Here is a 15,441-nt window from a genome sequence, read left to right on the forward strand (position 1 = left end):
TTGGCACGGAGTGTGCCCCAGCGAGGGGCGAGCCAGGAATCGGCAATCGGAGAAGCGGGCTTTCTCGGAACGCGAAAGGCTCCGGGGGGCACCTGGCGCCCCAGGACGTCAGAACGGCGCCTTGTCTCCGCAAAGATGGGTGATCAGCAGACGCGCCGACACCGTCAGGCCTGCAGGATCGCGCAGCCCGATCAGCAGCGAGCGGCGCGCCCACGCATCCTGCAGCGACACCAGCGACAAACCCATCGACTTGACGTGCGGCTCGGCCGCGATGCGCGGCAGCACGCCCACGCCGAGGCCGGCCATCACCATGCGGCACATGGCGTCGAAGCTGCGCACCTGGATGCGCAGCCGGAAGGGCCGGTCGAGCCGGCTGCTTTCTTCGAGCAGACGCGCCGCCAGCGAAGTTTCCTGCGGCAGGCTGACGAAGTCGAATTCGAGCGTATCGGCATACCGCACCGGGCCGCGTGCAGCCAACGGATGGTTGGGCGGCGTGATGATGACCAGTTCGTCCTGGCGGTACTCGACCGTCATCAGCCCCGCCGCTGGCGTGCGGTCGGCAAAGATGCCGACGTCGGCGCGGTTCTCCACCAGCGCGGCGACGATGTCGCGGCTGTTCTGTTCTTCCAGCTCGATGCGGATGGTGGGATGGCGCTGCATGAACGACGCCAGGTCGTCGGGCAGGAACTGCGTGATCGCCGACGTGTTGGCGCAGACGCGCACCTGCCCGCGCACGCCGGACGCATAGTCGGACATCACGCCAGCCATGCGCTCCACGTCCTGCAGGATGGTCAGCGCGTGGTGGAAGCAGGCCTGCCCGGCCTCGGTCAGCTGCACGCCGGCGGCATGGCGGAAAAACAGCGGCGCGCCCACCGCGGTCTCAAGGTCCGAGATGCGCTTGCTGGCGGCCGCCACCGCCAGGTGCGACTGGCGCGCGCCGGCCGAGATGCTGCCTTGGCGCGCCACGGCAACGAACAAGCCAAGCGTGACGAGATCGAAGCGGGCCAGGTTCATGGGACAGGCGGACGCGAAAAAGTCCGGCGCGGGCATGCCGCCCAGCGCCGCAGGGATCAGAGGTTGCGGCGGTCCATCACCGCCCGCGCGATGGTGCCGGCGTCGACGTATTCCAGCTCGCCGCCGACCGGCACTCCGCGCGCCAGGCGCGACACCTTGAGGCCGCGCGCCTTCAGCATTTCGCCGATGTAGTGCGCGGTGGCCTCGCCTTCACTGGTGAAGTTGGTGGCGACGATGACTTCGCCGACCGGCCCGCCCAGCTCCGGCTCGGTGGCGCGCGCCAGCAGCCGGTCCAGGTGGATCTCGCGCGGGCCGATGCCGTCCAGCGGCGACAGCCGGCCCATCAGCACGAAGTACTTGCCGCGGTAAGTGAGGGTCTGCTCGATCATGACCTGGTCGGCCGGCGTTTCCACCACGCACAGCAGCGCGGCGTCGCGGCGGTCATCCAGGCAGGTCTCGCAGATTTCCTGCTCGGTGAAGGTGTTGCAGCGCTGGCAGTGGCGGATATGGTCCGCCGCGCCGCGCAGCGCGTCGCCCAGCTTGCGCGCGCCCTCGCGGTCGTGCTGCAGCAGGTGGTACGCCATGCGCTGGGCCGACTTCGGCCCGACGCCCGGCAGCACCCGCAGCGCCTCGACCAGCGCCTGCAGCGAAGTCGGCGCGGAACCCTTCCCCCCCGCTTTCACGCTTGCCTTCAGAACGGCAGCTTGAAGCCCGGGGGCAGCGGCAGGCCGGAGGTCATCGAGCCCATCTTTTCCTGCGTGGTGGCCTCGGCCTTGCGCACGGCGTCGTTGAAGGCGGCGGCGACCAGGTCTTCCAGCAGGTCCTTGTCCTCGCCCTCGGCCAGCAGGCTGGGGTCGATGGTGACGCGCTTGACGTCGTTCTTGCAGGTCATGACCACCTTGACGAGACCGGCGCCGGACTGGCCCTCGACCTCGATCTGGGCCAGTTGCTCCTGCATCTTCTTCATGTTTTCCTGCATCTGCTGGGCTTGCTTCATCAGCCCGGCGAGTTGACCTTTCATCATGATGGAACGCTCCTGGATTCGGTAAAAAAATTCGGTGGTGGAAATTCGTGGCGGATGGCGCGGACTGGGGCTGTCAGGCCGCGCGCGGCTGGATCGAGCCCGGCACGATCTGGCCGCCAAAGTCGCGCAGCAGCCCTTGCACAAACGGATCGGCCTCGATCGCGGCCTCGGCTTCGCGCTGGCGCTCGGCACGGGCCTGGGCATCGGCCGCCGCGGCGGTGACCGCGACCGCGCCGACTTCGCACAGCACGCGCACGGGCTGGCCGAAGTGGTCGCACAGAACTTGCTGCAGGCGTTCGGCGACGCCGTTCTCGCCGAGGGCGGCCACCGGGATGCGCAGGTTGAAGGTCTTGCCGACCACCTGCGTCAGTTCGCTCTGGTACGCCAGCTGTTGCGCCAGGCCCTTGAGCGGCAGGCCGGCAGCCAGCACCGGCCAGTCGCCGGCGAAGACCGGCGGCGAGCCGTCTTCGGCCGGCGCGGGCGGGCGCGGGGCGACGTACTTGGCACCCTCGGCCGGTGCCGCGGGCGCAGCGGCCTCACGCACAGGTTCGGCTTCGCGTACGGGCGCGCTGGTGGCGCCGCTGCGTGGATTGACGCGGGCCGGCCGCTCGCTGAAACCGTTGTCGCTGAAGCCGTTGTCTCGCTCGTCCGCACGGAAACCGGGGTCGCTGTCATAGGGGCCGATCACCGGCAAGTCCGGCGGCAGGTCTTCCCATGGCGGCACATCGCTGCCGCCGGACATCTCCCACGGCGGCACCGATTCGGGTTCGGACTGGCGAGCGGCCGGACCTGGCCTGGCGGGCGCGGCCGATGGCTGCGGCACAGCGCGCTGTGCCGGTGCCTGCGGTGCCGGCCGCGCAGGCGCCGCGGCGGGACGGCTGACGGCAGATGCACCGGGCGCGCGCAAGGGCTGTGCCGGCGGACGCTGCGCGGGAGCCGCTGCGGCGGCGGGCGCGGCAGGCGGCGGGGCATTGCGCGCGCCACCGCGCGCGGATGCGGCACGGGCGGCCGCCAGCGCGGCACGGGCCGGCGACATGGCAGCATCCGGCGCTGGGCGCGCGGGTGCGGCGGGCGCAGCCGGTGCGGTGGTTGCAACGGGCTCGGCCACCGGTTCGGATACGGGCGCCGGCGCCGCCGGCTTTGCCGCCACGGGCATCGGCGCCGCTACAGCGGAAGGTGCAGCGGAAGGTGCAGCGGAAGGTGCAGCGGAAGGTGCAGCCGGTGCTGCCGCCACGGCGGCATGCCGGGGCGTGGCCGGATCGGCCGCCAGCGCCGCACTGCGCGGCCGCGACGGCGCGGCGCCGCCGCCCTGCCCTTGCGCCACGGTCGGGGGCGTCGGCTCCGGCGACGCCGAGGGCCGGAACGCCAGCATGCGCAGCAGCGTCATGGTGAAGCCGGCGTACTCGTCCGGCGCCAGCGCCAGCTCATTGCGGCCGAGGTTGGCAATCTGGTAGAAGAGCTGCACCTCCTGCGCGTCGAACACGCCGGCGAGGCGGCGCACATCGTCCGCCTCCGGCCATTCCTCCTGCACCGAAGCCGGCACGGCCTGCGCCAGCGCCACCTTGTGCAGCAGCGAAGCCAGGTCCTGCAGCGCGCCGGCAAACGACAGGCTGCGGTCGGCCATGGCATCGGCGATGCCCAGCATGGCGGCACCATCTTCGGCGGCGAGCGCATCGAGCAGCTGCACCAGGAAACCCTGGTCGATCGCGCCCAGCATGCCGCGCACTGCTTCCTCGGAGACCTGTCCCGCGCTGTAGGCGATGGCCTGGTCGGTCAGCGACAGCGCATCTCGCATCGAGCCGTGCGCGGCCTGCGCCAGCAGCCGCAGCGCGTTGCCGTCATGGGCAATGCCTTCCTGCGCCAGGATATGGTCCAGGTGCGAGACGATATGCCCTGGCGGCATCTGCTTGAGGTTGAACTGCAGGCAGCGCGACAGCACCGTGACCGGGATCTTCTGCGGATCGGTGGTGGCGAGGATGAACTTGACGTGCCCGGGCGGCTCTTCCAGCGTCTTCAGCATGGCGTTGAAGGCGTGGTTGGTGAGCATGTGCACTTCGTCGATCATGTAGACCTTGAAGCGCCCGGTGCCCGGCGCGTAGACCGCCTTGTCGAGCAGCTGCGCCATCTCGTCGACGCCGCGGTTGGAGGCGGCGTCCATCTCGATGTAGTCGACGAAGCGGCCGCTGTCGATCTCGGTGCAGGCCTTGCACACCCCGCATGGCTGGGCGGTGATGCCGCCGTTACCGTCAGCGCCGGTGCAATTCAGGGCCTTGGCCAGGATCCGCGAGAGCGTGGTCTTGCCGACCCCGCGCGTGCCGGTGAACAGGTAGGCGTGGTGCAGCCGCTGCTGTTCCAGCGCGTGCGTGAGCGCGCGGACCACGTGCTCCTGGCCGACCAGCGTGGTGAAATCCCTGGGGCGCCATTTGCGCGCTAGAACTTGATAACTCATGGCGGCGATTGTAGCAAATGGCGACCGCCCGCAACCCGCGGCGGGGCCGGAGTTTGCGGCCTGGAGCGCAGGCCTGCCAGCGGCGCCGCGCCGCTGGCGGGTTTCAGGCGCGGGACGGCCTCAGCCGCATTCGCCCACGTAGCCGCAATTGGCGCATTTCGCACAGCCGTCGACCTTGTGCAGGGCGTGCGCGCCACACTCCGGGCAAGGCTTGCCGGTGCCCACGCCGGGAGTGGCCACGCCGGCGCCGGCCTGGACCGCGATCCCGGCCTCCGCGGCCGCCGCCCCGCCCGCCTCGCGCTGCGCCAGGCGGGCTGCCAGCGCCGCCACCGGCACCTGCCCGCCTTCCGCATCGAGGAAGCCGCGCTTGATCAGGATGCGCTGCAGCGCATAGCCGAGCGCCGCCACTTCCGAGTCATGGAAGCGCGGCACCTCGGTGCCGTCCTGCCGCACCAGCGAGCCATAGCGCACGGTACCCTTGTCCCACACCACGTTGCGCATGTCGGCCAGCGCCTTGGCGACCGAGCCGCCCGAGCGCGCCACCATCGACAGCAGCCGCATGGTCGAGGTGATCCACTGCTGGCCCTCGCTGCGCTGCCCCGCCGGCATGAAGAACTCCACCGGCCGCTCGATGGCCACGGGCCTGCCGTCGGCGACGCCCGCCACGCGCATGAAATTGACGGTCAGGTAGACGGTCTTGTGGCCTTCGTAGGTCAGGTATTCGACCTTGGAGGTCACGCCCTCCAGGTCGCCGACCGGCCGGCTGTTGAACGGGCGCACCAGCGGGTTGTCGTCGGCCACCGCAGCAGGCGCTGCCGCCGGGGCGTCGACCGACAGCACCGCGCCAAGCACCGGATTGGGGCGATAGGTCGCCAGCCCCTTCAGCCCCGCCTGCCAAGCCTCCAGGTACAGGTGGCGGAAGGCCTCGTACGGATAGTCCTCCGGCACGTTGACGGTCTTGCTGATGCTGGTGTCGATATACGGCTGCACCGCTTCCAGCATGCGCATATGGTCCAGCGCCGACATCTGCAGCGCCGTGACAAAGCTGTCCGGCAGCTGCGCCATGTCGGCGCCCATGTGACGGTAGAGGCGCCAGGCGTGGTCCGCCACCTCGAACGAGCGGTAGCTGTTGTCCGGCATCCGCTTGCGGCGGTTGTAGGTCCAGGAGAAGGCCGGCTCGATGCCGTTGGAGGCATTGTCGGCAAAGGCAAGCGTGATCGTGCCGGTCGGCGCGATCGACAGCAGGTGCGAATTGCGCAGGCCGTTGCGCGCAATGGCATCGCGCACGGCCTGCGGCAGCCGGCTGGCGAAGCCGCTCTGCAGGTAGGCGTCGACATCCAGCAGCGGGAAGGCACCCTTCTGCGCCGCCAGTTCGGTCGAGGCCAGGTAGGCCTCGTCGCGCATGCGCTCGGCAATGCGCGCCGCCAGTTGCCGCGCCGGCTCGGTGTCGTAGCGCAGGCCCAGCATCACCAGCGCGCTGCCCAGCCCCAGGAAACCCAGGCCGACGCGGCGCTTGGCGTGGGCCTCGGCCTGCTGCTCGGGCAACGGCCAGAAGGTCACGTCGAGCACGTTGTCGAGCATGCGCGTGGCCACGCGCACCACTTCGGCAAAGGCATCGAAGTCGAATTCAGCCTGCGGCGAGAACGGCTGGCGCACGAAACGCGTCAGGTTGATAGAACCCAGGCAGCAGCAGCCATACGGCGGCAGCGGCTGCTCGGCGCAGGGATTGGTGGCCTCGATGCGCTCGCAGTAATAGAGATTGTTGTCGGCATTGATGCGCGACAGGAACAGGATGCCAGGCTCGGCGTGGTCGTAGGTGGCCTGCATCACCTGATCCCACAGCTGCCGTGCCGGCAGGCGGCGGTACACCCACTGGTCGTCGTCGCGGCGATAGGCGCCGGCGGCGATCATGTCGGCGCCGGGCTCGGCTTCATGGATCAGCTCGACCTCGCCGTCGGCCTGCACCGCGCGCATGAATTCGTCGGTGACGCCGATCGAGATATTGAAGTTGGTGAGGTCGCCCTTGTCCTTGGCGTGGATGAAGCTCTCGATATCGGGATGGTCGCAGCGCAGCACGCCCATCTGCGCGCCGCGGCGCGCGCCGGCGGATTCCACCGTCGCGCACGAGGCATCGAATACCTTCATGAACGACACCGGCCCCGACGCGCGCGAATGCGTCGCACGCACCAGCGCGCCCGCCGGCCGGATCGCCGAGAAGTCATAGCCGACGCCGCCGCCGCGGCGCATGGTTTCGGCCGCCTGCGCCACCGCGGTGTAGATGCTGGGCCGGCCGTCGCGCGCTTCCGACACCGAGTCGCCCACCGGTTGCACAAAGCAGTTGATCAGCGTGGCCTGGATACCGGTGCCGGCGGCGGAATTGATGCGCCCGGCGGGCACGAAGCCGTTTTCCTGCGCCCACAGGAAGCGCGCGCTCCAGGCCTCGCGCTGGTCCTCCGGCTCGGCCTGGGCCAGCGCCAGCGCCACACGCTGCCTGACGTCGGCAATGCTGCCTTCTTCGCCTTTGGCGTATTTTTCGATCAGGACTTCGGTGGAGATTTCCTGCGGCGCCATGGCACCGTGAATGATCTGGTCGTTTGCGTTCATGTCTGGGCTCACCACGCTCCGAAGTTGGGTGAATCGGTGGATCCGGGACGCGCATCGCCGGCGCGCCGCGCCGCTGCAATGCGGCGGCCTGTCATGGTCGGGCCAGCGCGGCCTGCACTGCCTGCGCCAGATCAAGCCGGCGCCTTGCCGCATGCAATGACCCATGGCGGACAAGGCAATTCGACGCGATGCCTCGGACTAGGTTACAATGCCGCTCGGACGGGCCTCCTCGCATGGTGGCGCGGTCAACCTGGTCAGGTCGGGAACGAAGCAGCCACAGCCGTTTTCCACCAGTGCCGAGGGTCAGGCTCGTCCACCTCCCCGCTATCCCTCCTGCTTCACCCTTCCACCGCTTCACCCCACGCTTACGCGAACAGCTTTCCGCATCGTTTCCGCATCGACATGCGCACGCCGCCTGCAGCGCCGTCCCTGTCACTTTAGTACAGCATGCCATCTGGCGCGCGCCGGACCCGGCGCACCCACGGCCCATTCTGCGCCGATTTGCGGAAGCTGTCCGGCGCGATCGCCACTCAGAATAGCGAACCCTGCTGCGTCAGCATCGGCGGCGCCAGCCGCTCGGCGGGAATCCACTGGCCGTCGGCAGTGGCCACGCCGGCCTCGATGCGCTTGCCCGGGAACAGCGGCGCGACCGCCGCCACGTAGCGCCCCAGCTGCGCGCGATAGGCGGCGTGCTCCTGCGGCAGCAGCCTCAGCTTGTAGTCGACGATGACGACGCGGTCGTCGAACTCGACCAGCCGGTCGATGCGCAGCAGCCGGCCGCGCGCGTCATACAGCTCGACTTCATTGCGCGCGCTGCCGGCCTCGTCCGACGACAGCAGTGGCGCCAGCGCCGGCGCGCCCAGCATCGCGCGCACCGCCGCGAGCGCTTCATCTACCTGCTCGCGCCACGCTTGCCGTGCCTCGACGGTATGCGCGCCGGTGAGCGGGAACCAGCGCAGCACCGTGTCGATGTCCGGAATGCCGGCAAAGGCTTCCGGATAGCGCGTCAGCCGCTCCAGCAGGGCGTGCACCAGTTCGCCGTGGCGGGCTGCCGCGGCGTTGAAGACGATGCCGTCGTCTGCCGACGGACCCTCCTCGGCCCGCGCGTCGTCCTCGAACGATGGCAGCGCCCCGGCGTCGCGGTAGCGCAGGCGGAAGTCGGTGAAGCGCACCGGCTCGCTCAGGCGTGCCAGTACTGGCGCCTCGCTGTCGCCCGCTTGTTCCGGTTGCCCTGGGTACGCGGGCAACATCTCGCCCACGCCCGCGCCCTGCAGCCACACGTACCAGCTGCCGGCGATTTCCGCGTTGTTCTCGCCGGCGGCGGCGCGACTGGCGCGGCCCTTCACGCCGCTGACCAGCAGGCCCTGCTGCGCCCGCGTCATGGCGACGTAGAGCAGGTTCCAATTCTCCCGCTCGCCCAGCGCAGCCTCGGCCTCGAACATCGGCGCGCGCGCCAGTCCGCGTTCGCTGCGCTTGCCATACGCCGAGAAATGCCGCGGCACCGGCGACGACGGCGGCCAGTCGACCAGGATCCCGCCCTTGTCCGCGGCGGGATCGCTGTGGTTGGCATCGAGAAGCACCACGAACGGCGCCTCCAGGCCCTTGGCCGCATGCACGGTCAGGATGTGAACTGCGTCGAGGCCGGCAAAGGCGGCATCGTCCTCCGCCGGTTCGACGTCTTCGGCGTTGTCGCCCATGCCGCCTTCGTCGGGGCTCTCGCCCTCGTCGCCACGGCGGATCTCCTGCAGCTCGTCGATGAACTTGGGCAGGCTCGGGTAACGGCCGCCGTCCAGATCCAGCGACAGCTTCAGGAAGGCATCAAGATTGGCCAGCACCTGCTCGCGGATATCCGGCGGCGCGGCTTCGGCATAACGGCGCCGGACTTCGCCGCCGTGGAAGATCTGGTCGATCAGGTCGTGCACCGGCTGGTGCGGCGCGACGCGCAGCCACTGGCGCAGCCGCGGCACGCCTTCGCGCAATGCGTCCGAGACGTGCCCGGGCAGGCCGCTGGCTTCGATGCGCGCCCACCAGCCGCCCTCGCCTTCCAGCTGCGCCAGGGCCAGCAGGTCATCGTCGGTCGCGCCGACCAGCGGGCTCTTGAGCACATGGGCGAGATCGAGATCGGACTCCGGTGTCATCAGGAAGGCCAGCAAGGCCGACAGGTCCAGCGCTTCCAGCGTGGCCAGCAGGCCGCCGCGGCGCGGGCTCAGGCATGGGATGCCTCCCTCGCGCAGCGCGCGCTCGTAGTCGGCGAGATGGGTCTTGCGGCGCACCAGCAGGTGCATGTCGCTCCAGCGGGCGGGGCGCGTGGCGCCGTTCTCGTGGACCGGCACGGTGTCGCGCACATGGCGCAGCCACGCGGCCACACGCCGGCCTTCCTCCAGGCGCAGCGAATCGCCGGCCTGCCGGCGCGGCTGCAGCAGCGTGTCGCGGTGCATGGCGCCGTCGCCGGCCTGCGCTTCCGTCTCGCTCGCTTCGCTGTCGCCCGCCTTGCCTTCGGCTTTCTCTTCGGCCTCTACCAGCGGCAGCAGCCACACCGGACCGCCGCCTTCGGCCAGCGCCGAGGTCTGCGTCTCGTACAGCGGGTAGCGCCCTTCCGCGCGCGCCGCGTCGAACACGGCATTGACCCACTCCAGCACCTCGGCGCGATTGCGCCGGGTGCGGTTGGTGCGCAGCACCGTCGCCCCGAACGCGTCGCGCAGCATCTCGCCGGCAGCGCCGAACAGGCGCGCGTCGGCGCGGCGGAAGCGGTAGATCGACTGCTTGGGATCGCCCACAAGGAACACCGTCGGGCGCTCGCCCAGGCCTGCGTAGCCAGCCAGCCAGCCCTGCAGGATGCGCCACTGCAGCGGGTTGGTGTCCTGGAATTCGTCGAGCAGCAGGTGGCGGTAGCGCGCATCGAGCCGCACCTGCAGGTAGGTCGCGGTCTCTTCGTCGGACATCAGCTGCGCGGCCTGCCATTCGAGGTCGGCGAAGTCCATCGCGCGCTGTTCCTGCTTGTGCTGCTGGTAGCGCGTCAGCAACGCGTCGCCGATGCAGAACAGCGCCTGGTTGATGGCGAGCACCGCGGCCTCGCAGCAGCGGGCGCTGATCTCGTCGAGCATCGCGCAGATGGAAGCATGCTGGTCGAGCAGCGTATCGACCATGCCCTCGCCTCCCGCGGCCTTGACGAGGGCGTTGGTCCGGCGCAGCGAGCGCGGCTCGCCCGTGGTGGTGAAGAACGCCGCGCGCAATTGTGCGAACACGCGTTCGGCGGCCTTGCCCGGCGCCGCGCCGGCTTCGCGCCAGGCAGTAATGGCCATCAGCGCGTCGGTGATGCGCGTGGCATGGGTCTGCTCGGTCTTGCCGCCGCCGCCCAGGCGCAGTGCCAGCGTCTCGCAGGCATCGCGCCAGCCTTCGTCGGCCAGCGCCTGCAGCAGCACGTCGCCCTGGGCGTCTTCACCAAGGCAGTCGGACAGCGCCTGCAGCGGGCTGCCGCCCTCCTGCATCGCCCACCATTCGCTGCGGGCGTGGAACATGGCGTCGAGCAGCGCGCGCGCCTGGAAGTCCCCCACGGTGTCGACCAGCGTTTCCCATGCGGCGCGCAGGTCTTCGTATTGCGGCGTGGCCAGCGCGCGCCAGACCGGCGCCCACGCTTCACGCTTCATGCGCAACGCATCTTCGCGCAGCGACGCGCCGGGCACGATGCCCGACGCCAGCGGCGCGCCGCGCAGCAGCGTGCCGAACCAGCCGTGGAAGGTATCGATGGCCATGCGCCCGGGCGCGGCCAGCACCTGCGCGTGCAAGCGGCGCGCGCGCGGCAGCGCCTCACGGGCGGCCTCCGGGCTCAGGCCGCGCTGCACCAGCGCGGCGATGACGTCGTCGTCGGGATCGCGCGACAGTTGCGCCAGCACTTCCAGCAGGCGGTCGCGCATTTCTTCGGCAGCCTTGCGCGTGAAGGTGATCGCGAGGATCTCGTGCGGCGCGGCGCCGGCCAGCAGCAGGCGCACCAGGCGCGCCACCAGCAGCCAGGTCTTGCCGCTGCCGGCGCAGGCCTCGACCACGACGGAGCGCGCAGGATCGCAGGCCGCGCGGGTGAACTCGGCCTCCGACACGGGATGGCCATCGCGCTGGTAAGGCTGGACCTGGGTATTGAGCGGATCGTGGACCATCATGTTTTCAGCACCGGCACGGCGGTGGATTCCCAGAAGCCCTTGCGGCACAGGCCGCGGGCGGTGCAATACACGCAGGCCGAGGCATCGCCAAATGCTGGAAGCTTAGCCCCCTGCCGCAGCCGCATCACGTCATGGCGCATCTGCCGTTCGAGCCAGGTGACGGCGGCCTGGAAGTCGGGCAGCCCGACCTCGCGTTGCGCTGCCGCCGAGGTGTCGCGCGCGCTTTCCTTCGCGCCTTCAAGCGACACCCAGCTGCCGTCCACCGCATCGGCGCGCAACAGCCCGTAGAACGGCAGCTGGCAGTCTTCCTCGACCTCGGCCAGCTTGCGCTTGAGCCGCGTGGCACTCTGCGTCTTGTAGTCGAGCACCGCATGCGCGCCGTCCGGCCCCTGGTCGAGCCGGTCGATGCGTCCGGTCAGCCGCAAGGGCTGGCCGTCGGGCATGGGCAGGTCGATGCCGGCATCGAGCTCGCCGCCGCGCCAGAACCAGCCCTCGGCCTCGCGCGCCGACTGCCAGGCGACATACGACGACAGCACCTCGCACCAGCGCCGGTAATAGGCAATGGCATTGCCGTCCTCGGCCATCAGCGCGCCGAACACATCGTCCGAAATCTCGCGCAGCCGCGCCAGGCGCTGGTCTTGCGGCAGCGTTTCGCCGCGCTCGCGGCGCGCGTGCAGGTCCTTGTGGTAGCGCAGCAGCACGCGGTGCAGGTGCTCGCCGATCTCGCGCTTTTCCAGTTCGTCGCTGACGGTCTCGAGCCCGGCGAGGCCGAGCATGCGGCCGGCGAAGAACTGGTACGGGCAGCGGCGCAGCATGTTGTAGGCCTGCGCGCTCCAGCGCTGCGGCACCAGCTCCGGCAACGCGGACGGCGCGGGCATGCCTTGCGGTTCGGCGAAGGTTTCATGGGCCTGCGGCACGGCGTTGCCGTCGATGACGACGCCGCTGCGTGCGCAGCATGCCGCCAGCCGCTCGATCCAGCCCGACACGTGATGCGGTTCGCCGCGGCCGCCGAAGCGCTGCCAGGTCATCACCACGTCGGCGTTGTTCAGCAGCACCTCCGCCAGGTCGCGCGCCTGCTGGGCGAAGCGCGCCTCGCGGTCTTCGAGGTCCAGCTCGCGGCGCATCTGGTTGGAGAAGAACATCAGCTCGGCCGCGCTCGACGGCAATTGCGCATCGTCGCAACCTACGATCACCACGCCCTCGAAACGGCGCATGCGCGCGCCGTTCAGCGGCAGGATGGTGATGCGCGCCGGGCCGCTTGCCGAAGGCTCCTTGTATGCGACCGATTCGAGCAGCGCCGACAACATGGCGCGGAACTCGCCCTGCGACAGCGTGGCGTGGCCGCCGGTTTCATCGTGCGGCAGCTCCTGCAGCCGGGCCAGTGCGTCGAGCAGCTGGCTGCCGGCATCGTCGGCGGCCAGCGCGGCGCGCATGCCAAGGCCGTCGAGCATGCCGTCGAGCCGCTCCAGCCACGTTGCCAGCGGATGCTGCGCAAGGCCGCGCGGCCAGCGTGCCGCCTCGTCGGCCAACACGGCGACCAATGCACGTGCGGCGCGACGCGGCGCCTGGGCTGCCTCGTCCGCCTGTTCGTCCGCCTGTTCGTCCTCGTAGCTGCCAGGCTCGGGCGCGCTGGTCGGTACGCTGCCGAACAATTGCCGAAGGCGCGGCCAGCCGCCGGTGATGCCCTCGCGCCGCACCTGGCGCTCCAGCAGCGCGATGGCCGCGCCGCGCTCGGCGAAATCGGGCAGGCAGAACGGGCTTTTCAACAGGTCGAGCAGCGCCGCGGTATCGCCGTCGCGCACCAGCAGGTCGAACCAGCGCATCAGCGCGGCGGCCGCGCGTGTGGTCGACAGCTTCCAGCCGGTCTCGTCGCGCACCGGTGCGCCGGCACGCGCCAGCAGCGCCCGCGCGCGCCGCGCCACCACGCGGTCATGGGCCACCAGCGCAACCTGGCGGCGGCCTTCGTTGAGCCATTGCACCAGCTGCGCCGCTGCGGCCGCGGCTTCGTCCTCGAAGCGCGCGCTGCCGATCACGCGGATGGCCGGGCGTTGTTCGGGCAGTGCCGGCATGGCGGGCGGCGCAGTGACGTCTCCATCTTCGGCAATCCGTGCTTCGGGCCACAGCGACAGCAGCGTCTGGTACCAGTCGGCGGCGTCCGCATCGGAGTCCACATCTCCCTGCCCCGCCCAGTCGTACCCGACCTGCAGTACCGGCACCAGTTCGGCGGCATCGCGCAGGAACGCGGCTTCGAGCGGCGTAGGGGGCGTCGGCGCGATCCACACCACCGGGCCGCGCAGCTGCTGCGACAGTTCGCGCAGCGCGCGGCGCCGCGCCGGCAGCGGATCGTCGGGCCCCGACAGCGCCTGCCAGAACGCCAGCACGATGCGCGCCTCTTCGCCGAGGAAGCGTTCGGACAGGTGCGAGTAGGTGCGTTCCAGCGCGCCCTGCAGCAACGCGGCGCGGTCGTCGCCGTCAATGTCGTCGTCATCGCGGATGGCGGCGTCCTCGAGCCAGCGCGCATTCAGCTCGTCGCAAATCGCAAGCAGCGTTTGCGACAGGCCCCACGCCGCGGTCTCGTTCTGCGCGCCGAAGGCGCGGCGCAGCCATTCTTGCCCGCGCACGGCCTGTTGCACCGCCAACAGCCGCGCCGCATGGCTGCGTAACGGCGTGCCGTCGGGCGGCAGGTCCAGCAGCCAGTGGCCCAGCGTCAGCACGCGCGGCAACAGGCGCGGCCGTCCGGCCGCACGCGCGGCGGCATCGAGCGCCTCGCGCACGCCAGGAATCTGCGCGGCGGTCGGCACCACTACGTGTGCGCCGGCTTCGGGCGCGCCGCAGCGGTCCAGGAAAAACCAGGCAGCAGTGGCCGCCTGCTCGAGGAAATCAGGGCCAGGGCGAAAACTCAGCGACGTCATGGGCTCTTGAGCCGCAGCGCGGCGTGGCTGCGGTAACTGCATCGGTCGGGGAAGAAGTCAGGCGTCAGGGCGTCAGGGGGCAAAGAGAATACCGCACGCCGCCGGCCAGCACGGCCGGCGGCGATTCATGGAAGGGCCCCGGTGGGCGGAGCGGCTTGCGCGCGGGCGGGCCGCTCAGTGCGTGCCGCCCTCCAGCCTGGCGCGGATCTCGCGCGCGGTCTCGAGCAGGCCCTCGTAGCCGGAGCGCGCATGCTCGGGCAGGTCCGGGTCGCCCACCAGGGTACCCAGCGTCTCGATGATGCTGTAGACCAGGCCCTTGGCGGCGCCGCTGGCAATGCTGTTGGTCTCGACCGCGCTGCTGATATGGTCCAGCGCATCGCTCAGGTGGTCCACGTCCGGCGCCTGGCCGGACTCGGGCTGGGTAGGCTTGCGGGGATCGGTGTTCATATCGATGACCTTGTCGATGGCCGCCTTGTGGATGGCCTTCTGGGGAGAGCAGGGTTCGTGAGGATCGGCCGGCCGGCGCGCGGCCCACTTTCTATTCTACGCGCACGCAACGCGGATCCGGCACTGCGCCGCGCCCCCATGTGCACGCCATGGCACCCACCCCGATTGGCTGAATCTCTTGGCGCCATTGAAAATAAGCATTTCTACTAATCACCCGATTGCAGCAGAATCATTACCGTTGCCGGCGGGTTTTCAGCCCCACACCGGTGCCGGTCTTGAAAATCGGCAAACTGGTAACATATCGGCAGCAACGGGCGCGGCTACGGCCGCCAGAGCCAGCCGGCAGGCGGCAATGGCGTCCCCGGCGGGTCCGCGCAATCTCGTGTAAGGTTACGGTTCTGCCCTACCCAGTTTCCCGGCCTTCAACATAAACAGAGCGAAACCAGAGGTTTTCCGCCATGAGCGAACAAATCAAGTATGTGAGCGACGCCTCCTTCGACGCCGACGTCCTCCAGTCCGACAAGCCCGTCCTGCTCGATTTCTGGGCCGAATGGTGCGGCCCCTGCAAGATGATCGCCCCGATCCTGGACGAAGTCGCCAAGGACTATGGCGACAAGCTGCAGGTCGCCAAGATCAATGTCGATGAAAACCAGCAGGTCCCGGCCAAGTTCGGCATCCGCGGCATCCCGACGCTGATCCTGTTCAAGAACGGCGCGGTCGCGGCCCAGAAGGTCGGCGCGCTGTCCAAGTCGCAACTGACTGCCTTCCTCGACGGCAACCTGTAAGCTGCGCACCGGAGCCAGACCAGCCGCTCCGGTTTTGTCACGATCCGACGTG

The 15,441-nt window shown here is 69.9% G+C and carries 9 protein-coding genes and 1 other RNA gene; 2 read left to right on the forward strand and 8 right to left on the reverse strand.

Annotation, left to right across the window (positions count from 1 at the left end):
• Window positions 1-108: 108 nt before the first annotated feature.
• The 5 genes from E0W60_RS21400 to E0W60_RS21420 all read right to left on the reverse strand — a co-directional run bounded on the left by E0W60_RS21400 (window position 109) and on the right by E0W60_RS21420 (window position 7,091).
• Window positions 109-1,014, reverse strand: a complete 906-nt coding sequence (locus E0W60_RS21400; RefSeq protein WP_063238140.1) for a LysR substrate-binding domain-containing protein — start codon at window positions 1,012-1,014, stop codon at window positions 109-111.
• Window positions 1,015-1,070: 56 nt separating this feature from the next.
• The gene (recR, locus tag E0W60_RS21405) at window positions 1,071-1,697 is read right to left on the reverse strand and encodes a recombination mediator RecR (protein WP_133096548.1); all 627 of its coding nucleotides are present in this window, start codon (window positions 1,695-1,697) and stop codon (window positions 1,071-1,073) included.
• Between the two features lie 8 nt (window positions 1,698-1,705).
• Window positions 1,706-2,038, reverse strand: a complete 333-nt coding sequence (locus tag E0W60_RS21410; protein ID WP_012353187.1) for a YbaB/EbfC family nucleoid-associated protein — start codon at window positions 2,036-2,038, stop codon at window positions 1,706-1,708.
• Between the two features lie 73 nt (window positions 2,039-2,111).
• Entirely contained in the window at window positions 2,112-4,487 is a 2,376-nt protein-coding gene (locus tag E0W60_RS21415) for a DNA polymerase III subunit gamma/tau (RefSeq protein WP_135705516.1), read from the reverse strand.
• A 120-nt stretch (window positions 4,488-4,607) separates the two neighbouring features.
• Window positions 4,608-7,091, reverse strand: coding sequence for an adenosylcobalamin-dependent ribonucleoside-diphosphate reductase (locus E0W60_RS21420; protein ID WP_135705517.1), 2,484 nt, complete (start codon window positions 7,089-7,091; stop codon window positions 4,608-4,610).
• Window positions 7,092-7,309: 218 nt separating this feature from the next.
• On the opposite strand from E0W60_RS21420, the gene ffs reads away from it, so the two are divergent.
• Window positions 7,310-7,408, forward strand: an RNA gene (ffs, locus tag E0W60_RS21425) — signal recognition particle sRNA small type.
• Window positions 7,409-7,621: 213 nt separating this feature from the next.
• Here the strand turns inward: ffs and E0W60_RS21430 are convergent.
• From E0W60_RS21430 to E0W60_RS21440, 3 genes are all read right to left on the reverse strand, one after another.
• Window positions 7,622-11,245, reverse strand: coding sequence for a UvrD-helicase domain-containing protein (locus tag E0W60_RS21430; RefSeq protein WP_240745884.1), 3,624 nt, complete (start codon window positions 11,243-11,245; stop codon window positions 7,622-7,624).
• On the reverse strand, window positions 11,242-14,157 hold the full coding sequence (locus E0W60_RS21435) for a PD-(D/E)XK nuclease family protein (protein ID WP_135705518.1): 2,916 nt from the start codon (window positions 14,155-14,157) through the stop codon (window positions 11,242-11,244). The genes E0W60_RS21430 and E0W60_RS21435 overlap by 4 nt, the downstream gene beginning before the upstream one ends.
• A gap of 174 nt (window positions 14,158-14,331) precedes the next feature.
• Window positions 14,332-14,604 (reverse strand): hypothetical protein, encoded by a 273-nt coding sequence (locus E0W60_RS21440; protein WP_116322035.1) that lies wholly within the window; start codon window positions 14,602-14,604, stop codon window positions 14,332-14,334.
• 458 nt (window positions 14,605-15,062) lie between these two features.
• Here E0W60_RS21440 and trxA point away from each other — a divergent pair, with 458 nt between their 5' ends.
• Entirely contained in the window at window positions 15,063-15,389 is a 327-nt protein-coding gene (gene trxA, locus E0W60_RS21445; RefSeq protein WP_029046118.1) for a thioredoxin TrxA, read from the forward strand.
• Window positions 15,390-15,441: the final 52 nt, after the last annotated feature.

It is taken from the genome of Cupriavidus oxalaticus, assembly GCF_004768545.1.
GTDB classification, from domain to species: Bacteria; Pseudomonadota; Gammaproteobacteria; order Burkholderiales; family Burkholderiaceae; genus Cupriavidus; species Cupriavidus oxalaticus_A.